This window comes from Aliisedimentitalea sp. MJ-SS2 (assembly GCF_032586155.1).
GTDB lineage: Bacteria > Pseudomonadota > Alphaproteobacteria > Rhodobacterales > Rhodobacteraceae > JAWHTC01.
Genome location: NZ_JAWHTC010000005.1, coordinates 342,909 through 368,028 on the forward strand (window position 1 = coordinate 342,909; position 25,120 = coordinate 368,028).

The 25,120-nt window shown below is 61.1% G+C and carries 28 protein-coding genes; 7 read left to right on the forward strand and 21 right to left on the reverse strand.

The features are described 5' to 3' along the window. Positions 1–25: 25 nt before the first annotated feature. The 3 genes from RXV86_RS19285 to RXV86_RS19295 all read right to left on the reverse strand — a co-directional run bounded on the left by RXV86_RS19285 (position 26) and on the right by RXV86_RS19295 (position 3,744). Positions 26–1,057, reverse strand: coding sequence for a serine/threonine protein kinase (locus RXV86_RS19285; RefSeq protein WP_316302093.1), 1,032 nt, complete (start codon positions 1,055–1,057; stop codon positions 26–28). Between the two features lie 69 nt (positions 1,058–1,126). After that, positions 1,127–2,572: an aldehyde dehydrogenase family protein gene (locus RXV86_RS19290; protein ID WP_316302094.1), complete on the reverse strand. Its 1,446-nt coding sequence runs from the start codon at positions 2,570–2,572 to the stop codon at positions 1,127–1,129. A 482-nt stretch (positions 2,573–3,054) separates the two neighbouring features. Next, complete coding sequence (locus tag RXV86_RS19295; RefSeq protein ID WP_316302095.1) at positions 3,055–3,744, reverse strand: aquaporin; 690 nt, start codon at positions 3,742–3,744, stop codon at positions 3,055–3,057. Positions 3,745–4,293: 549 nt separating this feature from the next. On the opposite strand from RXV86_RS19295, the gene RXV86_RS19300 reads away from it, so the two are divergent. Further along, a complete protein-coding gene (locus tag RXV86_RS19300; protein WP_316302097.1) occupies positions 4,294–4,755 on the forward strand; it encodes a hypothetical protein in 462 nt (153 codons plus the stop codon). A 190-nt stretch (positions 4,756–4,945) separates the two neighbouring features. Here the strand turns inward: RXV86_RS19300 and pnp are convergent, their stop codons facing one another. Then, on the reverse strand, positions 4,946–7,090 hold the full coding sequence (gene pnp, locus RXV86_RS19305) for a polyribonucleotide nucleotidyltransferase (protein WP_316302098.1): 2,145 nt from the start codon (positions 7,088–7,090) through the stop codon (positions 4,946–4,948). A 312-nt stretch (positions 7,091–7,402) separates the two neighbouring features. Here pnp and RXV86_RS19310 point away from each other — a divergent pair, with 312 nt between their 5' ends. Together RXV86_RS19310 and RXV86_RS19315 are read left to right on the forward strand one after the other, a co-directional pair. Then, the gene (locus tag RXV86_RS19310) at positions 7,403–8,146 is read left to right on the forward strand and encodes a c-type cytochrome (RefSeq protein ID WP_316302101.1); all 744 of its coding nucleotides are present in this window, start codon (positions 7,403–7,405) and stop codon (positions 8,144–8,146) included. Between the two features lie 71 nt (positions 8,147–8,217). Further along, complete coding sequence (locus tag RXV86_RS19315) at positions 8,218–8,808, forward strand: NapC/NirT family cytochrome c (protein ID WP_316302103.1); 591 nt, start codon at positions 8,218–8,220, stop codon at positions 8,806–8,808. A gap of 104 nt (positions 8,809–8,912) precedes the next feature. Here RXV86_RS19315 and rpsO read toward each other — a convergent pair whose 3' ends face one another. From rpsO to RXV86_RS19345, 6 genes are all read right to left on the reverse strand, one after another. Then, positions 8,913–9,182: a 30S ribosomal protein S15 gene (rpsO, locus tag RXV86_RS19320; protein WP_316302105.1), complete on the reverse strand. Its 270-nt coding sequence runs from the start codon at positions 9,180–9,182 to the stop codon at positions 8,913–8,915. A gap of 145 nt (positions 9,183–9,327) precedes the next feature. Continuing rightward, positions 9,328–9,888: a hypothetical protein gene (locus RXV86_RS19325; RefSeq protein WP_316302106.1), complete on the reverse strand. Its 561-nt coding sequence runs from the start codon at positions 9,886–9,888 to the stop codon at positions 9,328–9,330. Positions 9,889–10,015: 127 nt separating this feature from the next. Next, positions 10,016–10,300 (reverse strand): DUF5665 domain-containing protein, encoded by a 285-nt coding sequence (locus RXV86_RS19330; protein WP_316302107.1) that lies wholly within the window; start codon positions 10,298–10,300, stop codon positions 10,016–10,018. After that, positions 10,300–10,806: a DUF1643 domain-containing protein gene (locus RXV86_RS19335; RefSeq protein WP_316302109.1), complete on the reverse strand. Its 507-nt coding sequence runs from the start codon at positions 10,804–10,806 to the stop codon at positions 10,300–10,302. Before RXV86_RS19335 ends, RXV86_RS19330 begins: the two co-directional genes overlap by 1 nt. Then, positions 10,803–11,762 carry a hydroxymethylbilane synthase gene (gene hemC, locus RXV86_RS19340; protein WP_316302110.1) on the reverse strand — a complete coding sequence of 320 codons (960 nt, stop codon included), beginning with the start codon at positions 11,760–11,762 and terminating at the stop codon, positions 10,803–10,805. Before hemC ends, RXV86_RS19335 begins: the two co-directional genes overlap by 4 nt. 9 nt (positions 11,763–11,771) lie before the next feature. After that, on the reverse strand, positions 11,772–11,927 hold the full coding sequence (locus RXV86_RS19345; protein WP_316302112.1) for a hypothetical protein: 156 nt from the start codon (positions 11,925–11,927) through the stop codon (positions 11,772–11,774). Between the two features lie 101 nt (positions 11,928–12,028). Here RXV86_RS19345 and RXV86_RS19350 point away from each other — a divergent pair, with 101 nt between their 5' ends. The 3 genes from RXV86_RS19350 to RXV86_RS19360 all read left to right on the forward strand — a co-directional run bounded on the left by RXV86_RS19350 (position 12,029) and on the right by RXV86_RS19360 (position 14,377). Next, complete coding sequence (locus RXV86_RS19350) at positions 12,029–12,733, forward strand: YafY family protein (RefSeq protein WP_316302114.1); 705 nt, start codon at positions 12,029–12,031, stop codon at positions 12,731–12,733. A 50-nt stretch (positions 12,734–12,783) separates the two neighbouring features. After that, positions 12,784–13,824, forward strand: a complete 1,041-nt coding sequence (hemE, locus tag RXV86_RS19355) for a uroporphyrinogen decarboxylase (protein ID WP_316302116.1) — start codon at positions 12,784–12,786, stop codon at positions 13,822–13,824. Between the two features lie 112 nt (positions 13,825–13,936). Next, on the forward strand, positions 13,937–14,377 hold the full coding sequence (locus RXV86_RS19360) for a hypothetical protein (RefSeq protein WP_316302117.1): 441 nt from the start codon (positions 13,937–13,939) through the stop codon (positions 14,375–14,377). Between the two features lie 3 nt (positions 14,378–14,380). On the opposite strand, the gene RXV86_RS19365 is transcribed toward RXV86_RS19360, so the two are convergent. Genes RXV86_RS19365 through clpS form a run of 6 tightly spaced genes read right to left on the reverse strand, consistent with a single transcriptional unit; the run spans position 14,381 to position 18,809 of the window. After that, positions 14,381–15,127, reverse strand: a complete 747-nt coding sequence (locus RXV86_RS19365) for an SDR family oxidoreductase (protein WP_316302118.1) — start codon at positions 15,125–15,127, stop codon at positions 14,381–14,383. Positions 15,128–15,140: 13 nt separating this feature from the next. Continuing rightward, entirely contained in the window at positions 15,141–15,668 is a 528-nt protein-coding gene (locus tag RXV86_RS19370) for a hypothetical protein (protein ID WP_316302120.1), read from the reverse strand. After that, positions 15,659–16,552 (reverse strand): oxygen-dependent coproporphyrinogen oxidase, encoded by an 894-nt coding sequence (gene hemF, locus RXV86_RS19375; RefSeq protein ID WP_316302122.1) that lies wholly within the window; start codon positions 16,550–16,552, stop codon positions 15,659–15,661. Before hemF ends, RXV86_RS19370 begins: the two co-directional genes overlap by 10 nt. Positions 16,553–16,599: 47 nt before the next feature. Next, positions 16,600–17,400 carry an SDR family oxidoreductase gene (locus RXV86_RS19380; RefSeq protein WP_316302124.1) on the reverse strand — a complete coding sequence of 267 codons (801 nt, stop codon included), beginning with the start codon at positions 17,398–17,400 and terminating at the stop codon, positions 16,600–16,602. A gap of 43 nt (positions 17,401–17,443) precedes the next feature. Continuing rightward, entirely contained in the window at positions 17,444–18,448 is a 1,005-nt protein-coding gene (locus RXV86_RS19385; RefSeq protein ID WP_316302126.1) for a class I SAM-dependent methyltransferase, read from the reverse strand. A gap of 22 nt (positions 18,449–18,470) precedes the next feature. After that, positions 18,471–18,809 carry an ATP-dependent Clp protease adapter ClpS gene (gene clpS, locus RXV86_RS19390; protein WP_316302128.1) on the reverse strand — a complete coding sequence of 113 codons (339 nt, stop codon included), beginning with the start codon at positions 18,807–18,809 and terminating at the stop codon, positions 18,471–18,473. A gap of 117 nt (positions 18,810–18,926) precedes the next feature. Between clpS and RXV86_RS19395 the strand changes: the two genes are divergently transcribed. Beyond that, positions 18,927–19,628 (forward strand): HAD family hydrolase, encoded by a 702-nt coding sequence (locus RXV86_RS19395; protein ID WP_316302129.1) that lies wholly within the window; start codon positions 18,927–18,929, stop codon positions 19,626–19,628. A gap of 65 nt (positions 19,629–19,693) precedes the next feature. Here the strand turns inward: RXV86_RS19395 and RXV86_RS19400 are convergent, their stop codons facing one another. The 5 genes from RXV86_RS19400 to gpmI all read right to left on the reverse strand — a co-directional run bounded on the left by RXV86_RS19400 (position 19,694) and on the right by gpmI (position 25,086). Further along, the gene (locus tag RXV86_RS19400) at positions 19,694–20,161 is read right to left on the reverse strand and encodes a hypothetical protein (RefSeq protein WP_316302130.1); all 468 of its coding nucleotides are present in this window, start codon (positions 20,159–20,161) and stop codon (positions 19,694–19,696) included. Further along, positions 20,158–20,643: an RNA pyrophosphohydrolase gene (locus RXV86_RS19405; RefSeq protein WP_316302132.1), complete on the reverse strand. Its 486-nt coding sequence runs from the start codon at positions 20,641–20,643 to the stop codon at positions 20,158–20,160. Before RXV86_RS19405 ends, RXV86_RS19400 begins: the two co-directional genes overlap by 4 nt. Before the next feature lie 439 nt (positions 20,644–21,082). Continuing rightward, on the reverse strand, positions 21,083–22,426 hold the full coding sequence (locus RXV86_RS19410; RefSeq protein ID WP_316302134.1) for a S41 family peptidase: 1,344 nt from the start codon (positions 22,424–22,426) through the stop codon (positions 21,083–21,085). 3 nt (positions 22,427–22,429) lie between these two features. After that, entirely contained in the window at positions 22,430–23,563 is a 1,134-nt protein-coding gene (locus RXV86_RS19415) for a peptidoglycan DD-metalloendopeptidase family protein (protein WP_316302136.1), read from the reverse strand. Then, a complete protein-coding gene (gene gpmI, locus RXV86_RS19420) occupies positions 23,560–25,086 on the reverse strand; it encodes a 2,3-bisphosphoglycerate-independent phosphoglycerate mutase (protein WP_316302138.1) in 1,527 nt (508 codons plus the stop codon). The genes RXV86_RS19415 and gpmI overlap by 4 nt, the downstream gene beginning before the upstream one ends. Between the last annotated feature and the right edge of the window lie 34 nt (positions 25,087–25,120).

The following is a 25,120-nucleotide window of genomic DNA, read 5'->3' on the forward strand; positions in this document are numbered from 1 at the left end:
GGGCGATTCTGCCCGCAAATGGGGTTCAGGGTTTCAAAATCCGGTCGGTGAGGTTCTGCCGCCCGGCGATGATCGGTTTCAGGATCGGGGTCAGGTCCGGTTCGTTATCCATCATCAGTTCCAGCTCATCGAGCCGGTTGGTGGCGACCAGTTGCAGGGCATCCTCGCGCAAACTGCCATCTGAGCGGCGGGGCAGGGCTGTGACCGGTTGCACCAGTTCGGCTTTGTCTTCGGGGACCATGGCGCGGACCGACGCATGGTCCAGATCACATTCGACAAAGGCGTAGATGCCGACGCCCTTGGCGGGCAGGGCATAGGTGAAAAGCGCGACCTCGCCTGCGCCTTGAAGCGCGGCACGCACGGCATCGCCATCGCGGGCGATCCGATCCTCGGTGCCTTCACCATCGGACCAGCTCATCAGGCTGCGGGTGATGAAATTGTAAAGCCGCTTGCCGGTGGCCATCCAGATCCGCGTCGGCAGGGATTTGCGCGCCAGCATGCGCTTTTCACTGGCGGTCAGCAGGTGCGGGGCGAAGTTGCGTTTTTGCTTCAGGAGGTGGCGCAGGTCTTCGCGGGCCATGGTGCGGAACAGTTTGCCCTTGCGGCGATGCACGCTGGCCAGTTGGAAGTCGATCACCGCGGCGCGGCCATCGGGGCTGCGCAGCCAGTTCTGTGGCTTGGCGATGTCGTTATGGGTGACGCCACGGGCGCGCATTTCCCGCAACAGGCGCTTGGCGTCCTTGTACCAGTCCGCCGTGTCAGGCTTGGCCAGTTGCAGTGGGGTGCCGTGAGACCAGCTGCGCAAGAGGCCTTCGCCATCGACGCGCAGCAGTTTCGGGACGCCCTCGATGCCCTCAACGGTGCGCAGGCCCCGGATTTCCTTGCGGGCTAGGAAACTCGCGATGGGTTTGGCCCACCACGGCACGCCGTCCAGTTTGCGCAGCACCACCTTGAAGTCGGGGTCTTCGGCCAAATGCCCCGAGATGGTTTCGGAAAACACATCGCGCTTGTGCACCGTCTCCGGCACGAAGGTCAGCGTTTCGGGGGGCGTGGGCATGCGAGGGGTCCGGAAATAAGAAATCCGGGGCCGTCATAGCCCCGGATCGTCTTGAAAGTCCATCAAAGATCAGTCGTTTTCGTTCGACCAGCCCGACACGGCCTTGACTTCGAGGAAGTCTTCGATGCCCCAGACGCCACCTTCGCGGCCATTGCCGGACTGTTTCATGCCGCCAAAGGGCGAGCCCGCGCCGCGCGGCTGGCCGTTCATTTCAACCATGCCCGAGCGCAACGAACGGGCCATGCGGTTGAGGCGGGCACCGTCCTGGGTTTGGACATAGTTGGTGAGGCCATAGGGCGTGTCGTTGGCGATCTCGACCGCCTCTTCCTCGGTGTCGAACGGGATGATCGTGAGCACCGGGCCAAAAATTTCCTCGCGGGCGATGCGCATGTCGTTGTTGACGTCGGCAAAGACCGTGGGGCGGACATAGAAGCCCTTGTTCAGGCCCTCGGGGCGTCCGGTGCCCCCGGCGATCAGTTTGGCACCTTCGTCGATGCCGACCTGGATCAGATCCTGGATCTTGTTCCACTGGACCTCGTTTACCACCGGGCCGATATGGCGGCCTTCGTCATGGGCATTGCCGACCTGGATCGACGAGGCCGCGGCGGCGGCTTCTTCGACAGCAGCGTCGTAACGCTCGCGTTGAACCAGCATCCGGGTGGGGGCGTTGCAGCTTTGTCCGGTATTGTTCATACAGTGCAAGACGCCGCGTTTGACGGCCTTTTCATCGGCATCGGCAAACACCACATTGGCACCCTTGCCACCGAGTTCGAGGTGAACCTTTTTCAGGCTGTCGGCTGCCGATTTCGAGATCAGGATACCGGCGCGTGTCGAACCAGTGAAAGAGACCATGTCGACGTCCGGGTGCGCGGTCAGCTGGCTGCCAACGCCGATACCGTCACCGTTGACGAGGTTGAAGACGCCGGGCGGGAACCCGGCCTCGTCCATCATCTCGGCGAACAGCATGGCATCGAGCGGGGTTTCCTCGGACGGTTTCAGGATCATCGTACAGCCGGCCACGGCGGCGGCACCGACCTTGAGCGTGATCTGGTTCATCGGCCAGTTCCACGGCGTGATCAGCGCGGCCACACCAACTGGTTCGTGGATGATCCGGTCATTGGGGGCATGATCACCCAGCGGGCGGATCATGTCGAAATCCTTGGCCGCACGCACGAAATTCTTGAGATGGCCAAAGCCTGCGCCCCATTGCTGGGTTTTTGCCATATCGATCGGCGCGCCCATCTCCATCGAGATCGCCTCGGCCATATCGCCAGCGCGCGCCTTGTAGACGCCAATCAGCTTTTCCAGCAGGGCGATGCGTTCTTCCTTGGGGGTGGTCATCCAGGCGGGGAAGGCCGCCTTGGCGGCGGCCACGGCGGCGTCGGTATCGGCCTGGCCACCTAGGGAGATCACGGCCACCGCTTCTTCTGTGGACGGATCGATAACCTTGTGGTCGTGGCCCTCGATCGGATCGACCCACTGGCCGCTGATATAGAATTGACGCTTCTCGATCATCTGTCTGATCCCCTTATTTCCCCGGGCTGATCGCCCACTCCGTTCAGATTCGCGACACAGTGTCATTACCGTCTGTCAGCCGCAAGGTGACGGGCGGAAAACGCCGCGGAAGATTGCGCTTGAGGGAAGGTGCCCCGCCCCCGATCTGGACGTATTGTCGGCCGGGGGCGGGGGAGGGAGAGAGACTATCATATAGAGCAGGGATCTTGTCCATCCCGACAAGACCCCTGCCAGGTCCGATCGCTTTCGGACCTTCCCCCGTGAGTGGGGTTTCAAGCCGCAGCGGTGGAAATGTCTTGGTGCCCTGCCGCCAGTGCCTGTCCTGCATGACGTTTACGTTAACGTCATGAGCGATTTAGTAGACCGTTTGGTTAAAATAAGGGGGAAAAATCCAAAACCTGCATCAGGACGCGAGTTTTTTGTGGCCGCACCTACTTCGGCGGGAATATGCCGCTGAAATCGAGCCAGCAGCGCACCGGTTTTCACGCTGCCGGGTCGGGGCTGAAGACGCCCATCTTGAACAGTAAACCGGCCGCCAGAGCGCCGATGACCGGGGCCGAGATGAAGAGCCAGATTTGGCTGATCGCCGTGCCGCCAACAAAGAGCGCCGGGCCGACAGAGCGGGCCGGGTTGACTGACACGCCGGTAACGTTGATGCCCACAAGATGGATCACCACCAGGGTCAACCCGATGGCGAGCCCGGCCATGGCCGAGGGTGCGCCTGCGCCGGTGGACCCAAGGATCACCACGACAAAGAGGAAGGTTGCGACCAGTTCAAACAGGAAGGCCGAAGCCATGGTGTATTCGCTAAGGTATCCTGCGCCCCAACCATTCTGACCGAGCCCGTTTTCAGCGAGTGTGTAGTCGGCTGTACCGCCCGCGATCATCAACAGGATGAAGGCCCCGGCGATGCCACCTGCGGTCTGGGCGATGATGTAGCTGAGCCCCTCGCCCGCGCCCATCCGGCCCGAGGCCATGACGCCAAGGGTGACAGCGGGGTTGATGTGACAACCCGAGACCGGGCCAATGCCGTAGGCCATGGCGATGAGCGCAAGACCAAAAGCAAAGCTGATGCCGGTGAGACCGATATCGGCCCCGGCCAGCACGGCAGCACCGCACCCGAACAGGACCAGGGTGAAGGTGCCGATGAACTCGGCAATTGGTTTTTTCATGGGGTGTCCCTCTCACAAAACAAAACTGGTGAAAGCTTGCTGGGAGGGTCGCCCGAAATCAGTGGGAAAAAACTGTTGTTTGCGCCATACCGAAGGTCATCTACGCGGACAAAGCCACTATAGGAACAATTGTGCTTGGGACCAGCTTGCCCCGCTGACCGGGATGGAACTTGCGTCAAGCTGATAGATTGCCAAGCGGACACGGCCGGACAACTCGGGTTTGGCCGCACCGAGATGACCTTTCACGAGGCTTGGGCCTTTTCGCGCGAACCACATCCATTAGGCGATCTCCTGATCATCACAAAATATTATATTGTGTGAATGCACTCGCTCGGTGCAGGGTTACGCTACTCCGAAAAAGCGTTTCGGGGCGAAGCCAAACCACGGGTTTCCCTTCGACACGCTTGGAACCTTTTAATGGTGTGGGCGGTTCGAAATCACCTTGTGTCTCAGGTTGAATTTGCAACGCCTTAGTTTCTTACCATTCAGAATCCTGTACCACGGGTGTGCCGGGTTTCGATCTAAATCAGAGACACGTGGGAGGAAAAAATGAAAATCAAACGCACACTCTTTGCAGCATTGGCCATGTTGGCCACGTCTTTCATCACGCCGGTTTCGGCACATGACGATGCTCCGGCACACGAAGTTCATCGGATTGCGATCCAGATCAGCGATAACAACCCCGGAACCTTTAACAAGGCTCTCAACAACGCGACGAACATGTCCAAATTCTTCCTGTCTCGCGGCGAGGACTATGAAATCGAGATCGTGGCCTACAACGCCGGTCTTCACTTGCTTCGTCCGGACACGTCTCCGGTCCTGGATCGTATCAAGAGCTTCACCGATAGCGTGCCCAACGTTACGCTCTCCGCATGTGGAAACACGATCAAGGGGATGAGCAAGAAGGCGGGCAAACAAATTGAAATAGTGCCCAATGCCCGGGTCGTTCCCGGTGGCGTTATCCGGCTCATGGAGCTCAGTGACCAAGACTACTTCATGATACGCCCCTAACGTTCAGTATTGCGCGACAGGGCGGATCTTTGGCCGGTATGCGTTGAAGGTCCATCCATGAAATGTCGTTCTTTGCCGTTGAATTCGGTGCAAGATGAAGTCTGCCCAGGGCTCAAAACGGCCATCCAACAAAAGGAAAAAGCCCCGGCGTTTCCGCCGGGGCCTGTCAAAAGCTTAAAGGATCAGACGATCAATCGTCGTCCTTTTTCTTCTTCTCTTCGCGCGGTGCTTCTTCGCCGGTTTCCTGGTCGACCACTTTCATCGACAGGCGAACCTTGCCGCGATCATCAAAGCCGAGCAGTTTGACCCAGACTTCCTGACCTTCCTTAAGCACATCCGACGGATGGTTCAGGCGGCGGTTTTCGATCTGGCTGACGTGCACCAGGCCGTCGCGCTTGCCGAAGAAGTTCACGAAGGCGCCGAAATCGACGATCTTCACGACAGTGCCCTTGTAGATGGCACCTTCTTCCGGCTCGGCCACGATCGCGTGGATCATGTCATAGGCCTTCTGGATGGCTTCGCCGTTGGGCGAGGCGATCTTGATCACGCCGTCGTCGTTGATGTCGACCTTGGCGCCCGACACTTCGACGATTTCGCGGATGACCTTGCCGCCTGAGCCGATCACTTCGCGGATCTTGTCGGTGGGGATGTTCATGGTCTCGATACGCGGTGCGTGGATCGAGAAGTCGCCCGCACCCGAAAGCGCGTTGTTCATCTCACCCAGGATGTGCAGGCGCGCATCCTTGGCCTGGGCCAGGGCTTTTTCCATGATTTCCGGCGTGATGCCGGCCACCTTGATGTCCATCTGCAGCGAGGTGATACCGTCTTCGGTGCCCGCCACCTTGAAGTCCATGTCGCCAAGGTGATCTTCGTCACCCAGGATGTCGGTCAGAATCGCGTAGGAGCCGTCGTCTTCGAGGATCAGGCCCATGGCGATACCGGCCACGGCCGATTTCAGCGGAACGCCGGCGTCCATCATCGACAGCGAACCACCGCAGACCGAAGCCATCGACGAGGAACCGTTCGATTCCGTGATTTCCGACACCAGACGCAGAGTGTAGGGGAAATCGGTTGCCGAGGGCAGAACCGCCTGCAGGGCGCGCCATGCCAGCTTACCATGGCCGATTTCACGGCGGCCGGTGAAGCCGAAGCGGCCAACTTCGCCAACCGAGTAGGGCGGGAAGTTGTAGTGCAGCAGGAAGTTCGATTTGAAGTTGCCATGCAGGGCGTCGATGAACTGTTCGTCGTCGCCAGTGCCGAGCGTGGTCACGACGAGACCCTGAGTTTCCCCACGGGTGAACAGTGCCGAACCGTGGGTCCGCGGCAGAAGGCCGGTTTCACAGTTAATCGGGCGCACGGTGGTGGTGTCACGACCATCGATCCGCTTGCCGGTTTTGACAACGTCGCCGCGCAGGATGCCGGCTTCGAGTTTCTTCATTGCCGAGCCGAGGTTGGCGTCTTCGAGTTGTTCCTCGGTCAACGCACCCATGATGACTTCGCGGGCGGCGGCAACGGCGGCAACGCGCTCTTGCTTGTCGGTGTTGCCGAATGCGGCGCGCATGTCCTTTTCACCGGCCTTTTTCACAGCTTCGTAAAGATCGCTGTAATCCGGCGGCTGGAAGTCGAAGGGCTCTTTCGCGGCTTCTTCGGCCAGTTCGATGATCAGGTCGATCACCGGTTGGATCGAGTCGTGGGCGAATTTCACGGCGCCCAGCATTTCAGCCTCGGACAGCTCGTAAGCTTCTGATTCCACCATCATCACGGCGTCTTTGGTGCCGGCCACAACCAGATCAAGGCGTTGATCGGGGTTGTTGCGCAGGTCGTGCATGTCGTCGACCTCGGGGTTCAGGATGTATTCGCCATCCTCGAAACCGACGCGCGCGGCGGCAATCGGGCCCATGAAGGGCGCGCCCGACAGGGTCAGCGCGGCGCTGGCGGCGATCATCGCCACGATGTCGGGGTCATTGACCAGGTCGTGGCTGAGCACGGTGCAGATCACCAGGACTTCGTTCTTGAAGCCGGGCACGAACAGCGGGCGGATCGGACGGTCGATCAGACGGCTAGTCAGCGTCTCTTTCTCGGTCGGCCGCGCTTCGCGCTTGAAGAAACCGCCCGGGATTTTACCGGCGGCATAGTATTTTTCGTTGTAGTGAACCGTGAGCGGGAAGAAGTCCTGCCCCGGTTTTTGGCTCCGGGCAAAGGTCACGTTGGCCATGACGCTGGTTTCGCCCAATGTGGCGATGACCGAACCATCTGCCTGACGGGCAACCTTGCCGGTTTCCAGAGTGAGGGTCTCTTCGCCCCACTCCATCGATTTCGTTGTTACGTTGAACATGTATCGTATCCTATTCGGGAGCACTCCCGCCCCTGCGGGTCTCCCATTTCAGTGGCGGCCCCATTGCCGCCGACCCCTCTATCCTTACATGCGCCGGGGTCAGAGCGTCACGTCTCAGATGGATGCGGCTATAGAGGAGTTTGAAAGGTTTGGAAAGAAGCGATGTTCCAGGGTACTCGGTGCCGAATTGTGCTTTCATGATAGACCCGGTGCAGGGCCCCGACACCTGTCAATGCGCTACATCAATCGGATTTCATTTTGGTTGTATACTATTGTCGCACCGAACTGCCCGTTAACTCAGGAGAGTCTGATATGCTTATTCAAATGTTCTTCCGGTTTTCGACGTCGCCCGCGCTTGTTGTCTGCGCCGCCCTAATCGCTGGTCTCCCGGCATCGGTCGGGCCAGTCAAGGCCGACGAATTGGATTCCTCCATCGCACGTGGGGGACGGCTTTATGACAAATGGTACAAAGTTATTAAAGCACCCAAGCCCGAGGAAACCCACCCGGCTTGGCCGGCCAGCAATACAAAGAAAAAGGGTGATGCAACGCAACGCTGCAAGGCGTGCCATGGCTGGGATGTGATGGGCAAGGATGGTGCCTATGCGTCGGGATCGTACAAAACCGGCATTCCGGGACTGCAACACATGGCTGGTGCCGCAAATGAAACGGTCATTGCCGCGATCAAAGACAGTACACATGGTTTTGGCGGCAAGATGGACGAACAGGACTATGTCGACCTGGCGAACTTTGTCACAAAGGGATATTTCCCGATTGACGATTTCATCAACCGTGAAACCAAGGTGGCAAATGGTGACGCGGCAAAGGGCGAGGCCTACTACAATACGGTCTGTGCCAATTGCCACGGCAAGGACGGCAGCGAACCCAAGGACATGGGCACCACTCTTGGGAGCCTGTCGAACAAGAACCCGTGGGAAATCATTCAAAAGATCATGAATGGCCAGCCCGCCGAGGATATGCCAGCGCTACGGGCTTTTGGTCCGCAGGTCTCGACCGACATTCTCGCGTATATGCAGACCCTGCCGAAGGCGGAGTAACCCGATAGAAACCAGCGCACCCACCCGGTTCTGTTGAACGGGTGGGTGCGACCCTTCTTGAGGTCAAGCGAATGCGATGGTTCAAAAGTTTCTGGCGTTGGTTTTGGGTTCCGACGGCGCGTTTTGCGTGGGGGGCGATTCTCATGGTCGGCGTGTTTGTCGGGGTCATTTTCTGGGGGGGATTACACACGGCGATGGAAGCCACCAACACGTTGGGCTTTTGCACCTCCTGCCACGAAATGCGCCAGTTCGTTTACGAAGAATACAAGAAAACGACTCATTACAATAACCCCTCTGGTGTTCGTGCCACCTGTTCGGATTGCCACGTGCCAAAGCCGTGGGGTCCTAAAGTGCTCCGAAAGTTTCAGGCGACCGGCGAGCTTTGGGGAAAAATTACTGGAAAAGTGAACACGAAAGAGAAATTCGAAGCACACCGTTGGGAGATGGCAAACCGGGTCTGGGACACGATGCTGGCAAATGACAGCCGCGAATGCCGCAACTGCCATTCCTACCATGCCATGGATTTCGAAAACCAGTCTCGTCGGGCGCGCGAAAAGATGCAGGAAGGGATCGAGGACGGCAAAACCTGCATCGAATGCCACAAGGGCATTGCGCACAAGCTGCCAAAGGACCCGGACGGCGACGACGACCGCGACGATTGACGCCGAGCGGACAGGAATTGGTCCGAAACACGCGACCACCCGGAAAAAAGAAACGCCCGCTCGAAATCGAGCGGGCGTTCAATGTTCCTAAAGGAACGAAACTCTTAGCGGCGCAGGCCGAGGCGTTTGATCAGGTCCTGGTAACGGGCCTCATCCTTGCCTTTCAGGTAGTCCAGAAGTTTACGACGCTGGGCAACCATTTTCAGAAGGCCACGGCGGCCGTGGTTGTCCTTCTTGTGGGTCTTGAAGTGCTCGGTCAGCGTGGCGATGCGCGAGCTGAGGATGGCAACCTGGACTTCGGGCGAACCGGTGTCGCCGTCCTTGGTGCCGTATTCTTTCATCACGCGGGCTTTGTCTTCAGCAGTAATCGACATCGGGGTCTCCTTTGATCAAAGGGTTAAGGGCACAAGCCGGGATGTCGTCCAGCAGGGTCCTATGGGAGATTGGCCGGGCAGGACCCGACCAGATGCGCGCATATAAGAGGGTTTTGCCGGAAAGAAAAGCAGAAACTGCCGTTGTCTAGGCGGCCACGTCGGACAGCAGGGCGTCGATCGAGGCCTCGGGTACAAGCTGAATGTCATCAGTGGTGATCCCGGACGCGTCATGCAGCGACATGACCACATGGCCATTGAGAAGGACATGGGTCAGGTCCGGGTCCTCGCCATCCGGTTCGAGGCCGAGCGTCGGCGGGTCCGCGCCGGGGGCGCCGTCATAGGCCAACACCAGCGTGTCTTCGGCCAGGTCGAAATCAATGACTTCGGAGGTCTGCTCCACGACCTCGACCCAATTGTCGGTTTCTCCGTTCTGTATGGCGTCTTCGCCGCCGTCTTGCCCGTCGCCCTCCCAATCGCCCACCGGCACATCACTACCGATGGGTTCCGATCCGTCACCGCTGGGCAGGGGCGCGCCCAAGTAGTCACCGGCGAGAATTTCATGTAGCGGGGTAATGTCGCCCGTGCTGTCGAGGGCGGCGTCCGCCATTGTGTCGGGCTCGTCTTCGCCCCCGTCAGCGCCTTCAAAGCCGACGAACACCGTGGTCCCGACCAGGATCATCCCCATCAAACCGGCAAGAAACAGCATCGCTTTCGCTCCACGAAAGGCATCGGGCCATATGCGCCCTTGTCACCCAAAGTTCAAAAGCAATACCCACGGAGGGTTAAGGAATGGCGAAACCAGACCACCAGCTTTCGCAGGCATTTTACCGAGCCTACTGGGCGCTCTCGATTTCCTGGACGAGCCGCGCAGCCCAGTCTCCGATGATCGGGATGAATTCGAACTGGGCGATCCACCAGCCCAGGATCGACACCAGGATCGTGGCCCCCAGGACCGAGCCCAGGCCGAAGGCGAGCCCGCGAAACAGCGAGAACGCGATCAGCCGCCAGCGCGAGTTGTACATGGTGACAAAGCGATGGGTGTTGAGCCGCTCGACCTCTTGCGTCAGGCGGTTGATCGCGTGCAGTTGGGGATCGTCGTGGGTTTCGTCGCTACTCATCAGAACCACCGCTGAGGTTGTTGTGCATAGGCAATATAAAGCGGATGGCGCGGGTGACCAGCCTTGGTGAGGCCGAGGTGATAGATCGGCTGGCCGGTCTGGCGCAACAGAGCTTCGACCGTAGCGCCACGGTCCCGATGTTCACCATGAGCGCCCCAACCGGCGATGATCTGATCGGCCCAGGGGCAGGCCTCGGCAATCATGGTATCATTTTGCGGGCCTACAGGGTCAGTGGCGGCGCGCATCTTTTTTGGGTCAGTTTCGCGCCAGGCGAAAATGTTGGTCACGCGGAAGGCCCCGAAACCCAGCGTGCGGGCGCGGCGCTCGCAACGCTCGACCGTGGGGTCGTTCTGGACCTCGGTCGCCCTGGAGGGGTTGAGCATGATGAAAAGCGCGCGTTTACCGTCCGGGTCCCAGGTGCGGGTCAGGCTGTAGCGAAACCGCTCGCAGGGGGAGTAGACCGCGGTTGAAGGGGCGTCGCCCTTGATATGTGTCCGGGTGATCATGCCCGCCAGTCGAAGAACCCTTCACCCGCCTGCGCCAGAAGACGCGCAGCCATGGCGCGGCCCATTTCGGCACCGTCGGCAACACTGCCGGCAACCTCGTCGTTCAGGCATTCGCTGCCATCGGGGCGCAGGATCTCGCCACGCAGGCGCAAAGTATCACCGTCCAACTCGGCCAGGCCCGCGATCGGAGTTTCGCAAGACCCATCGAGCGCGGACAGGAAAGCGCGTTCTGCGGCGAGGCGTTCGCCCGTCTGGCGGTCGTGAATCGCGGCGAGCAAGTCGGCGACGCGGTGGTCGTTTTCACGGCGTTCGATGCCAATGGCACCCTGGGCCACGGCAGGCAGCATGTCTTCGGGGGCGATGGGCGTGGCGGGCACGTCATCGCGGCCCAGTCGCTTGAGACCGGCCATGGCGAGGAAGGTGCAGCTTGCCACGCCGTCATCAAGTTTCTTCAGTCGGGTTTGCACATTGCCGCGGAATTCGACCACCTGCAGGTCGGGGCGTTTCACCAACAGTTGCGCCCGGCGACGCAGGCTGGAGGTTCCGACAACCGCGCCTTGCGGCAGGTCCGCAAGACCGTTTACGGAGGGGGACACGAAGGCATCACGCACATCTTCGCGCGGCAGGTAGCAATCGAGCAGCAGGCCAGCGGGCTGATCTACCGGCATGTCCTTCATCGAATGCACCGCGATATCGATCCCGCCCGACAGCAGCTGTTCCTCGATCTCCTTGGTAAAGAGTCCTTTGCCGCCGATTTCTTTCAACGGGCGGTCCTTGGCGATCAAGGCCGCGTCGTCGCCGGTGGTCTTGATCACCATGATCTCGAACGCGCTTTCGGGCAGGTCGAACGCTCGGCCAAGCCGCGCGCGGGTTTCGTGGGCTTGCGCCAACGCCAGCGGCGAACCGCGGGTTCCGATTTTCAGGGGCGAGGCGGGGGCTGGCAGTGCATGTGTCATGCCACCGCTTTAGTCCTGCCGCTTGCCTCTTTCAAGCACCTGTGACGTGGCAGCCTGACGCTTGCGCCCCTGCCAGCGGCGGCGTTCAGGCGTGCCGGCCCGACCATGGCCGCTCCAACGGCCCAGTCCAAGGCGCATCATGGTGATCTGATCGTAGTAGGCCATCCGTCTTCTCCTTCGTGTTTGGCCCAATAAAAACAGATCCCTCCTGACACCCTGTTGTCAGGAGGGCGTGCTAGAGTGTCAGGAGTGATAAAGGATTTTTTATGCCCCGTTCCGACCGCCTGTTTGAATTGATCCAGTTGCTGCGCGCCGCCCGGGGTCCCAGCACCGCCGATGTGTTGGCCGAGGAGCTGGAAGTATCACCGCGCACGATCTATCGCGACATTGCCGCGTTGCAGGCGATGCGGGTGCCGGTCGAAGGGGCGGCGGGGCTGGGATATGTTCTGCGTGGCGGCTATGATCTGCCACCGCTGAATTTCGACGCGGAAGAGGCCGAGGCGCTGCGTGTGGGCCTGTCGATGCTGGCACGGACCGGGGACAGCGCCTTGCAGCGTGCCGCCAAACGGGTCTGTGCCAAGGTCGATGCGTTGCATGGCCCAGCGGATTGGCTTTACGTGGCGCCATGGGGGGCACCGACGGATGATCCGGATCAGGGCTGTGTTTCGATCGCGCGGTTGCGACAGGCGATCCGGGACGAGGAAAAACTGGTGCTGCGCTATCAGGACGAGATGGGCGAGATGAGCAGCCGCACGGTGCGGCCGATCGTGGTGATCTACCACCTCAACTGCACCATGCTGGCAGCATGGTGTGAGTTGCGTGCCGGGTTCCGGCATTTTCGCACTGACCGGATCTTTGACTGTCGGTCTGGGGCGGGGCAGTTTGTCGGGCAGGGGTCTATGCTGCGCAAACTGTGGGCCGAACAGGAAACCGTTGCGGCGGATACGCCGTTATCCGAGGCCGAGGCTTGACATCCAGCGCGTGGGAAGAGACGTACCTTTTGAACAGGAAAGGACGTCACATGGCCGAGCAGAAAAAGATTCTCCGCGCATTGGCAGGCGAAACGCTGTCGACGCCGCCGATCTGGATGATGCGGCAGGCGGGGCGGTATTTGCCGGAATATCGTGCCACGCGGGCGCAGGCGGGGGATTTCCTGTCGCTGTGCTACAACCCGGAACTGGCCGCTGAAGTGACCTTGCAGCCGATCCGCCGCTACGGATTCGACGCGGCGATCCTGTTTGCCGATATCCTGCTGGTGCCCCAGGCGCTGGGCGCGGATCTGTGGTTTGTCACCGGCGAAGGGCCGCGGTTGTCGACAATCACGCAGCAGGCGGATTTCGATAAGCTGAAACCGGTCAGTGATATTCACGAGGTGCTGAACCCGGTGTACGAAACCGTGCGCATCCTGAGCCGCGAATTGCCATCTGAAACCACACTGATCGGTTTTGCCGGGGCGCCGTGGACCGTGGCGACCTACATGATTGCCGGGCGCGGCACGCCGGACCAGGGGCCGGCGCATGCGCTCAAGGACGAAAACCGGCCGTTGTTCGAGGCCGTGCTGGAGCGGATCACCGAGGCGACGATTGATTATCTGTCGATGCAGATCGAGGCGGGCGCGGAATGCGTCAAGCTGTTCGACAGCTGGGCGGGGTCGCTGAAGGGTGAGGATTTCACCAAATACGCGCTGGAACCGGCGAAACGGATTATTGCGGCGCTGAAAGCACGCCATCCCGGCATTCCGATCATCGCATTCCCGCGCGAAGCGGGTGATGGCTATATCGGGTTTGCCAAGGCGACTGGCGCGGATTGCGTGGCGCTGGACAATTCTGTGACGCCGGAATGGGCGGCGGCCAATGTGCAGGTCGATGGCTGTGTGCAGGGCAACCTGGCGTCTTCGCATATGGTGACGGGTGGGCAGGCGCTGGTGGATGAGACCCGCCACATCGTCGAGGCGTTTTCCAAAGGCCCGCATATCTTCAACCTCGGCCACGGCATCACGCCGGATGCGGACCCGGAGAATGTGCAGCTGATGATTGATACGGTGCGAGAAAACCGCACGTAAGCCAGTCCTTCACCTTTCACTCCTGATTCCCAACCTTGCGCCTGCGCAAGGCGTGTTCGCGTGGGTTACGGTATAATCCTGATGCGGGCAGGTCAGGGAAAAGGAGGGTAAAATGACGTATCGTACCGTTCTTACAGCCCTTGTTGCGGGGCTTATGGCCACAGCCGCGTGGGCCGATCAGGTTCGGTTGCCGCCATCGGTGGGCGCGACTCCGATTGAGATCCCCGGGGCGGCCATCGTAGGTGGTATCGGCACCGGGCGCACGAGCGCGACGCCGATTGAAATTCCGGGGGCGGCGCGGCCTAATCCGCAGCTTTCTGGTGTTCAGCCTTTGCCGATGCCCGGTGCCAGTCTGACGCAGCTTGACCCACGCGCCAACCCCGGGCGGTTCAGCGTGCTTCCGGTGCCGTTGCCGCGCGTGACATCGACTGGCAAGATCGGGCGCTTCACCTATGCGATTCTGCCGGATGGCACGATCTATGGCGACACGAACTTCGGCTACACGCGGTTTTCCAACATGAACGTCTACCAGGACTTCCTGCGTCAGCGTTGACCTTCAGTTCCGAAGCGCGGGCAGGCCGACGCCGGTGCTGTCGAAGCCACCGTCCGAGGCGATCACCTGACCGGTGACGTAGGACGCCTTGTCCGAGCACAGGAACATGATCACCTCGGCGATCTCGCCCTCGCTGCCATAGCGGTTGAGCGGGATCGCGTCGTGATAGGCGTCGATGATCTCTTGCGTGTGCACGGCCATCGCGAGTTTGGTGCGCACCGGGCCGGGGCAGACGCAATTGGCGCGCACGCCCCATTCGCCGAGTTCCGCCGCCTGTTGCTTGGTCAACTGGATCACTGCGGCTTTGGAGGTGCCATATGCCACCCTAAGGGTCGAGGCGCGCAATCCGCTGATCGAGCCGATATTGACGATTGATCCCTTGGCGGATTTCAGCATGTCGGCGCAGGCCTGGCTGGTCAGGAAGATACCATCGAGGTTGGTCTCCATCACCCTGCGCCACATGGTGAAGTCGCAATCCGCCATCGGTCCGAACTCGGCCACACCGGCGTTATTGACCAGCGCGTCGAGCTGCCCATAGGTGTTGGAGACCTGGTCGACCATGGAGGCAACCTGATCCGGTTGGCTTACATCGCAGACAATGGGCAGGGCGTTTTCCAGCCCGTCGCTGGCTTTGGCCAATTCCGGAGCGTCGCGATCGATCATGGCAACGTGCCAGCCCTGAGCCAACATCAGCTTGGTGGTGGCAAGGCCAATGCCGCGGGCGGCGCCAGTGACGATGGCAATTTTCATGAGAGTCTCTCCCCTAGATGAGCGGGTCATATGCCCATTGCAGAAGTCCCTGCCGTTGTCGCGGGCGGCAGAAGATATCGCCCGGATTGCAGTTTTTTCGTATCTGCGCAGCGTGCCGGGCGAAAGCGCGCCAGCGTTTGATTTGTTTTGCGTCGACGCCTGCGTCGCGGCGACCGAGGTAATAGCGGCAATACCATTGGAACCAGCCGCGCGGGTCGTCGCCGATGATCCAGCCCTTGTCGCGCCAAATCGACAGGGGTTGGCGGCTTTTGACGCCGAAATAGTTCAGTGCGGAATCGGGCGTAGACGAGAGTTTGGCGTTGGTGAACCAGTCCTCGGGCAGTTCATCTGTGCAATCGGTGCAATACTTGCCCTCGAACACGCCCATTTCCAGCATCTCACGCGGGGTGTGATGCGGTGTGAAACCGGGATCGAAATCCTGACCGGCCGGCGCGGCCAGGGAATAGGTATAGTCGCGCTGCATCCGGTCATTGACTGTGATGACCTGTCCCGGGTGATACACGGCTTCGATCACACCCATTTGGCCAGCGGCGGCAAGCTCATCAATACGGCGTTGGCGTCATGGCCGGTTTCAAGGCCGAACTTGGTGCCCCGATCATAGACCAGGTTGTATTCGGCATAGAGACCCCGGTGGATCAGTTGCGCGTCTTTGTCGGCGTCATCCCACGGCGTGGTCATGCGCTTTTCAGTGATCGGAACGAAGGCGGGCAGGAAGGCGCGGCCAACGTCCTGAATGAAGGCGAAATCACCCTCCCAGTCGCCGGTGTTGTGGTCATCGAGGAAGATGCCGCCAACGCCACGGGCACGGCCCCGGTGCGGGACATAGAAGTATTCATCGGCCCAGGATTTGAACCGCGAGTAGTAGGTTTCGTCGTGACGATCGCAATGGGTCTTTTGCGTAAAGTGGAAATGCGCCGTGTCGTCATCATATTCGATACAGGGGTTCAAGTCCGACCCGCCGCCGAACCACCAGCCATGCGGTGTCCAGAACATGCGGGTGTTCATGTGCACGGCCGGGGAATGCGGGTTCTGCATGTGGGCAACTAGGCTGATGCCGCTGGCCCAGAAGCGCGGATCGTCCTTCATTCCGGGCATTCCCTTGCGTGCCATCATCGCGGCCTGTGCCCGTTCGCCGAGGTTGCCGTAGACGGTGGAGACGTTGACGCCGACTTTTTCGAACACGCGGCCACCGCGCATCACGCTCATCAGCCCACCGCCTGCATCCGAACCGTCGTCGCTGGCGCGTTTGGTTTCGGTCACTTCGAACCGACCCGGTTCGTTGTCGGCCATGGGGCCATCTACGAGCTTGTCCTCAAGCCCCGCGAAGGCGGCGACAATATCGTCGCGCAGCTGACGGAACCATGCGCTGGCGCGGTCTTTTTCGATTTGCATGTCCTGGGTCATCTGTCGCGTCTTTCCTTGGTTGTCCTGTCGTTCATCAATGCGCTGGTTCAGTGAGCGGGGGCCGATACCGGGTCCAGCAGCGTGCGCCCGCCATCCACCACCAGTACCTGGCCGGTCATGAAGCCCGATCCGTCCGAGGCCAAAAACTGCATGGTTTCGGCCAGCTCCGAGGCGCTGGCGATGCGGCCCAAAGGCGTGCCGGATTCGATCACGTGGCGGTAATCGGGATGGGCCTTGAGCCGTTCCTGCATGCTTGCGCTCATCACCGAACCCATGGCGACGGCGTTCACTCGAATGCGTTCGTCTGCCAGCGTGACCGCCAGTGAACGCGTCATCTGTTCCAGCGCGGCGTTCGAGATCGACACCGCCATCAGGTCCGGGTGGGCCCGGGTCGACAGGATCGAGCTGAGATTGATGATTGATCCGACGGGGCCTTCTTCCTGCCCTTCGGCCTGTTTGATCATCCGCTTGGCAACCATCTGGGACAGGCGCAGCGACGTCATCAGGTTCTGGTTCAACAATTCGACAACCGCATCATCATCGGGATTGAGCGCGTCCGAATACACCACCTGTCGCGAGGCATTAACCAGCACGTCAACACGGTCGAAGGCGTCGATCGTGGCCGACAGAAGGTTGGCCAGCGTCAGCTTTTCACGCAGGTCGCCGGTGAAGCATTGAATCGCGCTGCCATCGTCCTTGTCCATGACTTCGCGGGCGAGCCCGTCCTCGTCCATGTCGGCGCACATCACGTTGGCGCCCTTGTCGGCGAAATGGCGGGCAATCGCGCGCCCAACGCCGTTGGCCGCGCCGGTGACAATCGCGGTTTTGCCGGTAATCGAAAGCGTCATGGGACACCCCTGGTCATGATTCTGAAGGTGAGGTTATGCCAAATCAGCGATTTGGGCGAGGCTGGGCAACGCGCGATGGGCGAGATGCGGCAAAAAGTTTGAACCGGTTGTCGCTGGGCAGTTCTTCAACCTCGCGGAAACTCTCACGCAGGGCGGCCTCGTAGGGCAGGTGCCGGTTGGCGACCATGTAGAGCCGGCCCGAGGGGGAAAGGTTCCGCGCCGCATTGCGGATGAAATCGCGGCCCAGCTCGGGCACGCCCTTGCGGCCCTCGTGGAAGGGAGGGTTCATGATGACCGCATCGAGCGGCTTTTCGGATTTCCAGCTGGTGGCATCGGCCCAGTGAAAGTGGGCGCGCGGATCGGTGATGTTTATGCGGGCGCAGTCCAGCGCGGCATTGTCGGCCTCGACCAAGTCGAGCGTGTCGATACCCGGATGTTTGAGAATCTCCGCGGACAAGTAGCCCCAGCCAGCACCGAAATCCGCCACCCGGCCCTTCAATCGGTCGGGCAGGGCCGCCGCCAAAAGCCGCGAGGCCGGGTCGATCCCGTCGGCCGAAAAGACACCGGCCACGGTGGTGAACCCGTCGACGATCTGTTTCGGTGCGCCACCTTCGGTCCAATCCTCGAAAACCCCATTGGCGGGTTGCGCGGTGAAGATCTTGCCGTGGGCTTTGGAATAGGGCTGGGAACAGGTTGTGCGTTTGCGCATTTCGCGCAACACGCTGTCGATCCCATCGGTTTTCTGGCCGTCGATGATGACGGCGTCCGACTTCTCCATCGCCCGGGCGATCACGGCGCGCGCCTGTTTCTTGGCACGCGGCAGAAACACGATCGAGAGGGCGGCATGGTCAGGTGGGGTTTCCAACACGTCGAAGCCCGCGGCTTTGAGACGGTCGAACTGGGGCTTCTCCCGGCAGATCAGGCGCAGTCGTTCGCGGGGCAGCGGGGCAAGGTCGGTGACGGTAACCGGGCCAAACACGACAATCTCGCCGCTTTCCGGCAGGACGCCGCCGCCGCTTTCCAGAAGGTGGGTCAGTCGCAGGGTCATGAAAAGGCGGGCCGCAAAGCCCTCACTCCCGTTCCATGGTGCATTGCAGCGGGTGCTGGTTCTGCCGTGCGGCGTCCATCACCTGGGCCACCTTGGTCTCGGCGATCTCGTGGCTGAACACACCGACAACGGCGACGCCTTTCTTGTGCACGGTCAGCATGATTTCAAAGGCCTGCGCATGGGTCATGCCGAAATAGCGTTCCAGCACATGCACGACGAATTCCATCGGCGTGTAATCGTCATTGAGAAGCAGAACCTTGTAGAGCGGTGGGCGTTTGGTTTTCGGACGGGTCTGCACGATGACGGCCGCGTCGCCGTCACCTTCCTGGTCGTCCGATAATGTCGGGGCCCACTCGGTCATGCCTGTCACACTCGTGTTTCGCATCATTGCGGGTTCAATGCCCGCGTCGTTCTATATAACCTCTGGGGCAGCCGAGAAAAGAGGGCGCATTCGCACAGAGGGGCAGGGGGGACCAGAATGGCACGGAATTTGACAACAATTGGTTTCGATGCGGATGACACGCTTTGGCATAACGAGCGGTTTTTCCAAATCACCCAGGAGCGATTCGGCGCGCTGTTGCGGGACTATGCCGACCCCGATCACCTTTCCGAACGGCTGCTCGAGGCAGAGCGGCGCAACCTTGGCCATTACGGATTCGGTATCAAGGGGTTCATGCTGTCGATGATCGAAACCGCGCTCGAGGTGACCTCTGACCGGGTTCCCGGGTCGGTCATTCACGAGATCATTTCGGCCGGGCAGGAAATGTTGCGTCACCCGATCGAACTGTTGTCCCATGCCCGCGAGGCGGTCGAGGTGCTGGCGGCGGAGTATCAGCTGGTGCTGATCACCAAGGGCGATCTTCTGGATCAGGAGCGCAAGCTGGCGCAATCGGGGTTGGGCGAGCTGTTCGATGCAGTAGAGATCGTGTCGGATAAGACACCCGAGACCTATCGCGCCGCCTTTGCGCGACATGGCGACGGGCCGGGCCACGCGATGATGGTGGGCAATTCAATGAAATCGGATGTGTTGCCAGCCATCGAGGCCGGGGGATGGGGCGTGTTCATTCCTCACGGGATCGAGTGGGAGTTGGAAAAGGCCGAGCCGCCGGTGGGGGTGTCGCGCTATGCCGAACTGGTCGACCTGGGGGAATTGCCATCTCTGGTCGAAGCCATCGGTTGAGGTGGGAAACCGGGCGAAGTGAGTCCCCCTGGCGACGCCGCAGCGGTGTAACCGTTTGGCGGGGCTTAACGATAGCGAGGTTTGCAAGAACCACCCGATAAACAGCTGCGCAAGATGCGCATTTCAGCCTGTCCGGGATCGACAAAGACGAAGCCACCGCAAGGCGGCGCGTCGATGACCCAATCCGCTCCGTCCTGGCGCAGGAAGATCAGCAGACGTTCGTTCTCGGGAACGGACCCGCACCACGGACCGGCGCAGGTGATGTTGACGGTGACATCGCGGTCTATCCAGGCTGAGAAGCCGGTGCGGGTGATGCCGCGGGCGCGTAGCCGGGCTTTGAGGGTCTCTGGTTCGGTCGGCGCGAGCAGTTTACTTTCGGTGTATTCGATTTCACCGAGCAGGAGGTGATAGGTTCCTTCCGCGTCATCAGCAAACTGGAAGCTGCGCGCCATGTCGGGCCGGGCGCAGGACAGAGCCAGCGCGACGCCTGGCAGGGCCAGAAGGCCAAGCGACAAGAGGATTGCGCGGATCACAACCGGTCCCCGAACTGGGCCAGAACCTGCTGATAGACCGCGCGTTTAAAGGGTACGATATTGGCGACCAGTTCCTGGGGTGAGAGCCAGCGCCACTGCGAGAACTCCTGATGGTCGTCGGCATCGAGCCGCACCTGGTTATCCGTGCCATGAAACCGCAGCAGGAACCATTTCTGTTCCTGCCCGCGATAACGGCCCTTCCAGATACGCGGCACCACGTCATGGGGCAGGTCATAGGCCAGCCAGCCTTCGGTCTCAGCCTCGACCGTCACCAGGTCAGGCGTCACGCCGGTCTCTTCGGTCAGCTCGCGAAGTGCGGCTGCGCGCGGGTCTTCGCCCTTGTCGATCCCGCCTTGCGGCATCTGCCAGGCAGCCTGGTCATTGTCGATGCGCTGGCCGACAAAGACATGGCCTGCGGGGTTGGCAAGCATTACGCCGACATTGCGGCGATAGGGCAGGCGGGCGATGTCTTCGGGGGTCATGGGTTGGCCTATGGGTTTGGGTTGTCTTGCAGTTCATAGGTAATGGGGCCGGGCATCGGGGAAAAGAGGGTTGTGGTGAATCCATCTAAGTCAGGGGTTCAAATCGTGATGGTTGCGCAGAGGATGGTAGTTTTGACTTTGAGCAAGGATTGCCAAACAGAGCCCGCACGGAATCAAGGCGCGTAGCGCCGCCGTGTGATCACCAGACCGCCCGCAGGGCTGGTGATTTCGAGAGGACAATGCATCGCGGAGGGTTAGTGCGGGTTTCTCGGGAATAAAGCGATTCAAACTGGTGTTAGGTCACCATCCCACGGTCTGGTGATCACGCGGCTAAGCCTCGACAACAGGAAGAAGGCTTCAACCGAGTTCAACCGTAAAGAATTAGGGCCGCGGCGATTGCCACGGCCCCTGTTCATGTTTTGCTGTGTTGTCCCGGCAATTAGTTCTTCCCACCCAGCGCCAACAGCCCCTTGAGGATGTCGATGGCATAGGCCAGTTGATAGTCGTCCTCGCGCAGCTTGGCGGCGGCTTCGGCCTTGGCACGGTCTTCCTCGATCTGGCGGATTTCGTCCTCGGAGAGCGAGTCGTTCGACAGCGCGCCGCGTAGGTCGGCCTCGGAGCGCGACTGATGAGCGGCGCTCTTTTCCTCGTCCTCGTTGTTCGCAGACGGGTCACGGCGGGGTTGCTCGACCACGATGTCGGGCGAAATGCCCAGCGCCTGGATCGAGCGGCCCGAGGGCGTGTAATAGCGCGCGGTGGTCAGGCGCATCGCCCCTTCGCCCCGCAGCGGCATCACCGTCTGGACCGATCCCTTGCCGAAACTGCGGGTGCCGACAACGATGGCACGGCGGTGATCCTGAAGCGCACCGGCAACGATTTCGGAGGCCGAGGCCGAGCCACCATTGATCAGCACCACCAGCGGTTTGCCCAGTGCCAGGTCTCCCTCCTGTGCATTGTAGCGGTCGCCATCGGCGGGGTTTCGGCCCCGGGTCGAGACGATTTCGCCGCTTTCAAGGAAGGCATCCGAGACCTTAATCGCCTGGGTCAGGAGGCCGCCGGGGTTGTTACGCAGATCGAGGATGAAGCCGTTGACGCTGTCGATGCCGCCGGCCTCTTCGATCTGCTTGGCGATGCCGTCCTTGAGGTTGGGATAGGTCTGGTCGTTGAAGGTGGTCACGCGCAGCACCACGGTTTCGCCCTCGGTGCGGGTACGTACCGCCGTCAGCTTGATCGTGTCGCGAATGATCGAGATGTCGAAGGGTTCGTCGACGCCCTCGCGGGCGATGGTGATGATGATTTCAGAGCCCACCGGACCGCGCATCAAATCGACCGCCTTGTCCAGTGTCAGACCAAGGAGCGAGTCTCCGTCGACGTGGGTGATGAAATCACCGGCTTCAACCCCGGCTTCGTCCGCCGGCGTACCGTCGATCGGCGAGACGACTTTTACAAAACCGTCTTCCTGGGTCACCTCGATGCCCAGACCACCGAACTCGCCCCGCGTCTGAACCCGCATGTCGGCGGCGTCGTCGGGCGACAGGTAGCTGGAATGCGGATCAAGCGAGGTCAGCATGCCGTCGATGGCGGCCTCAATCAGGTCGGCTTCGTCCACTTCCTCGACATACTGGGCGCGGATGCGTTCGAAGATGTCCCCAAAGAGGTCAAGCTGCTGATAGACATTCGTCGTCTTGGCGGCCTCTTGCGCCAGAAGCGGCGCGGCCACCTGGGTGGTGATGACGGCGCCGGAGACGGTGCCGACAAAGGCGGCGATGAGGGCTTTCTTCATGTTCTATTCATCCTTGGCAATACTGAACCACACGGCGGGGTCAGTTGGCGTATTGTTCTCTCTTACCTCTATATAGAGCGTTTCCGTGCGGTCGTGACCAGCCCCTTCGCTGCTCTGCGTCAGAATCTCGCCGATTTCGGGATCCTGCCCGCCCATCAACCCGATGGGAGAGCCCGCGGGCAGCACCTGACCGATCTGACCATAGACCACATCAAGCCCGGCCACCACGAAGAGCAAGCCCGATTGCGGTTCAAGGATCATCACGTTTCCGTAGTCGAGCAGCGGCCCGTGATAGCGGATCGTGGCCGCCGCCGGGGTGCTGACCAATGCACGGGGGCGGGTGGCAACGATGATGCCTGGCCGCGTGATGCCCGCCGCATCCGATCCCATGAAGCCGCGCAACAGACGGCCCTGAACCGGCAGGGCAAGCGCACCCTTGCGGTGCGAGATGTCAGGGAGGGAGCCTGTTGCCTCGTCCACCGCGATCTGGCTGAGGCCCGATGCGAAGCCTTCGAGGGTTTCGGTCGAGGAGATCAGCAGCGCGGTTTTGACCGGGTCCTCGGTAAAGCGCTGGGGCAGGGGCTTGCGGTCGGCTACGGCCTGGGACAGGGCGGTACGGGCCGATTGCACGCCGGTGAGACCGCCTTGCAGGGTTTCGGCAGCGCTGTCCTGCAATTTGCGCAGGGTTGTGACCTCTTCTAGCTTGGCGCGCAATTCGGCAACGCGTTCATTGAGCGCCGGGGTGACGTCTGTCAGGATCATGCCGGCGCGCGCCGTGCCGGTGGGGCCGGACGGGTGCAACAGCAGCGTCGGCTTGGTCTGGTCGCCGGCTGATTGCAGCACGCCCAGAAGCTGGGCGATTTCATCCTCGCGGGCGCGCAGTTCGCGGCTGAGGGCCTGTTCGCGGATCGAGGCTTGGCGCAGCCCGTCACGCATGGCGGCGAGCCCGTCCTCAAACGCGCGGATGGTCTCGGACAGCGCCTTGACCCGGTCGCGGGCGGATTCGGCACGGTCCAATTCCTGCGTGGCCTTGTCGAGACGAACGGCCGCCTTGCGCGCCGCGTCGCCCGCATCGCCTTGTGCCACCAGCGGGGCCGCCGACAGCAGAAGTCCCAGGAGGGCAGCGCGCAGGATCATTTCAGCAGGCTCTTTCCGGTCATTTCCGGTGGTTGCTCCAGCCCCATCAGGTCTAACAGAGTCGGGGCGAGGTCGGAGAGCCGCCCGGCGGTGAGTTCTGCCCCTTCGCGGCCACCGAACAGCGCCACCGGCACCGGGTTGGTGGTGTGGGCCGTGTGGGGCCCGCCGGTGTCGGGGTCGACCATGGTTTCGCAATTGCCGTGATCGGCGGTGACCAGCATCGCGCCGCCGGCCTTTTCGAGGGCCTCCATGACCCGTCCAAGGCCCTGATCAACGGCCTCGCAAGCCAGGATCGCGGACTTCAGATCACCGGTATGGCCGACCATGTCGGGGTTGGCGTAGTTGGTGACGATCAGGTCATACATGCCGCTCTCAATCGCTTTGACGAAATTATCGGAGACTTCACCGGCGCTCATTTCCGGTTGCAGGTCATAGGTGGCCACCTTGGGCGAGGGAGCCATGTAGCGGTCTTCGCCGGGGTAAGGGGTTTCAACGCCACCGTTCAGGAAGAAGGTAACGTGGGGGTATTTCTCGGTCTCGGCCAGGCGGAACTGTGTCCGGCCCTGTTTGGCGACCCACTCGCCCAGTGTGTTGACGATGTCGCGGGCCGGGAAGACCGTGGTCATGTAGTCGTTGTGACGGTCGGAATATTCGACCATGCCCATCAGCGCGGCAAGCTTGGGGCGGGTGCCGGTGTCGAACGCATCAAATTCAGGGTCGCCGATGGCGGCGAGGATCTCGCGGGCGCGGTCGGCGCGGAAGTTGATGAAGAACAGGCCGTCGCCGTCCTGAACGCCCGCGTAGTCTCCGAGCACGGTGGCAGGCAGGAATTCATCGGTAAGGTCCTTGGCGTAAAAGCCGGTGATGGTATCGACCGGGGTTTGCGCGCTGTGCTGTTCGGATTTGCCGTGGATGATCGCGTCAAAGGCTGTCGACACCCGCTCCCACCGGTTGTCACGGTCCATGGCGTAGTAGCGGCCGATAACGGTGGCGATTTTCGCGGTTTTCGGGAGTTCTGCGATCAGATCGGCCACTTGCTCGGCGGCGGATTCCGGTGCGACGTCGCGGCCATCGGTGATGGCGTGGATCGCGATCGGCACACCGGCGCTGGCGATGACACGGGCGGCCTCGGCGATGTGGGATTGGTGCGAATGCACCCCGCCGGGCGAGGCGAGGCCTGCGAGATGGGCGGTTCCGCCGGATTGTTTCAGCCGGGCGACGAAGTCGGCGAGAGTGTCATTGCTGGCGAAGGCGCCATCCTCGATCGCGAGATCAATCTGGCCCAGGTCCATCGCCACCACGCGCCCCGCGCCGATATTCGTATGACCAACTTCAGAATTGCCCATCTGGCCGGAGGGCAGACCGACATCCGGCCCGTGGGTGATCAGGCGGTTGTGGGGACATGTCGACATCAGCCGGTCGAAGGCAGGGGTATTGGCCTGTGCGGGGGCGTTGTCGGCAGGATCGTTGCGCAGGCCCCAGCCATCGAGAATGCACAGAACGACGGGTTTGGGGATGCTCATAGCTTTGGTCCTTTGGTGCTCACGGAGCATGTAA

Excerpts from the sequence above, each read along its gene's own strand:
- RXV86_RS19285 (WP_316302093.1), bottom strand. The coding sequence starts at position 1,057 with ATGCCCACGCCCCCCGAAACGCTGACCTTCGTGCCGGAGACGGTGCAC.
- RXV86_RS19290 (WP_316302094.1), bottom strand. The coding sequence starts at position 2,572 with ATGATCGAGAAGCGTCAATTCTATATCAGCGGCCAGTGGGTCGATCCG.
- RXV86_RS19295 (WP_316302095.1), bottom strand. The coding sequence starts at position 3,744 with ATGAAAAAACCAATTGCCGAGTTCATCGGCACCTTCACCCTGGTCCTG.
- RXV86_RS19300 (WP_316302097.1), top strand. The coding sequence starts at position 4,294 with ATGAAAATCAAACGCACACTCTTTGCAGCATTGGCCATGTTGGCCACG.
- pnp (WP_316302098.1), bottom strand. The coding sequence starts at position 7,090 with ATGTTCAACGTAACAACGAAATCGATGGAGTGGGGCGAAGAGACCCTC.
- RXV86_RS19310 (WP_316302101.1), top strand. The coding sequence starts at position 7,403 with ATGCTTATTCAAATGTTCTTCCGGTTTTCGACGTCGCCCGCGCTTGTT.
- RXV86_RS19315 (WP_316302103.1), top strand. The coding sequence starts at position 8,218 with ATGCGATGGTTCAAAAGTTTCTGGCGTTGGTTTTGGGTTCCGACGGCG.
- rpsO (WP_316302105.1), bottom strand. The coding sequence starts at position 9,182 with ATGTCGATTACTGCTGAAGACAAAGCCCGCGTGATGAAAGAATACGGC.
- RXV86_RS19325 (WP_316302106.1), bottom strand. The coding sequence starts at position 9,888 with ATGCTGTTTCTTGCCGGTTTGATGGGGATGATCCTGGTCGGGACCACG.
- RXV86_RS19330 (WP_316302107.1), bottom strand. The coding sequence starts at position 10,300 with ATGAGTAGCGACGAAACCCACGACGATCCCCAACTGCACGCGATCAAC.
- RXV86_RS19335 (WP_316302109.1), bottom strand. The coding sequence starts at position 10,806 with ATGATCACCCGGACACATATCAAGGGCGACGCCCCTTCAACCGCGGTC.
- hemC (WP_316302110.1), bottom strand. The coding sequence starts at position 11,762 with ATGACACATGCACTGCCAGCCCCCGCCTCGCCCCTGAAAATCGGAACC.
- RXV86_RS19345 (WP_316302112.1), bottom strand. The coding sequence starts at position 11,927 with ATGGCCTACTACGATCAGATCACCATGATGCGCCTTGGACTGGGCCGT.
- RXV86_RS19350 (WP_316302114.1), top strand. The coding sequence starts at position 12,029 with ATGCCCCGTTCCGACCGCCTGTTTGAATTGATCCAGTTGCTGCGCGCC.
- hemE (WP_316302116.1), top strand. The coding sequence starts at position 12,784 with ATGGCCGAGCAGAAAAAGATTCTCCGCGCATTGGCAGGCGAAACGCTG.
- RXV86_RS19360 (WP_316302117.1), top strand. The coding sequence starts at position 13,937 with ATGACGTATCGTACCGTTCTTACAGCCCTTGTTGCGGGGCTTATGGCC.
- RXV86_RS19365 (WP_316302118.1), bottom strand. The coding sequence starts at position 15,127 with ATGAAAATTGCCATCGTCACTGGCGCCGCCCGCGGCATTGGCCTTGCC.
- RXV86_RS19370 (WP_316302120.1), bottom strand. The coding sequence starts at position 15,668 with ATGGGTGTGATCGAAGCCGTGTATCACCCGGGACAGGTCATCACAGTC.
- hemF (WP_316302122.1), bottom strand. The coding sequence starts at position 16,552 with ATGACCCAGGACATGCAAATCGAAAAAGACCGCGCCAGCGCATGGTTC.
- RXV86_RS19380 (WP_316302124.1), bottom strand. The coding sequence starts at position 17,400 with ATGACGCTTTCGATTACCGGCAAAACCGCGATTGTCACCGGCGCGGCC.
- RXV86_RS19385 (WP_316302126.1), bottom strand. The coding sequence starts at position 18,448 with ATGACCCTGCGACTGACCCACCTTCTGGAAAGCGGCGGCGGCGTCCTG.
- clpS (WP_316302128.1), bottom strand. The coding sequence starts at position 18,809 with ATGACCGAGTGGGCCCCGACATTATCGGACGACCAGGAAGGTGACGGC.
- RXV86_RS19395 (WP_316302129.1), top strand. The coding sequence starts at position 18,927 with ATGGCACGGAATTTGACAACAATTGGTTTCGATGCGGATGACACGCTT.
- RXV86_RS19405 (WP_316302132.1), bottom strand. The coding sequence starts at position 20,643 with ATGACCCCCGAAGACATCGCCCGCCTGCCCTATCGCCGCAATGTCGGC.
- RXV86_RS19410 (WP_316302134.1), bottom strand. The coding sequence starts at position 22,426 with ATGAAGAAAGCCCTCATCGCCGCCTTTGTCGGCACCGTCTCCGGCGCC.
- RXV86_RS19415 (WP_316302136.1), bottom strand. The coding sequence starts at position 23,563 with ATGATCCTGCGCGCTGCCCTCCTGGGACTTCTGCTGTCGGCGGCCCCG.
- gpmI (WP_316302138.1), bottom strand. The coding sequence starts at position 25,086 with ATGAGCATCCCCAAACCCGTCGTTCTGTGCATTCTCGATGGCTGGGGC.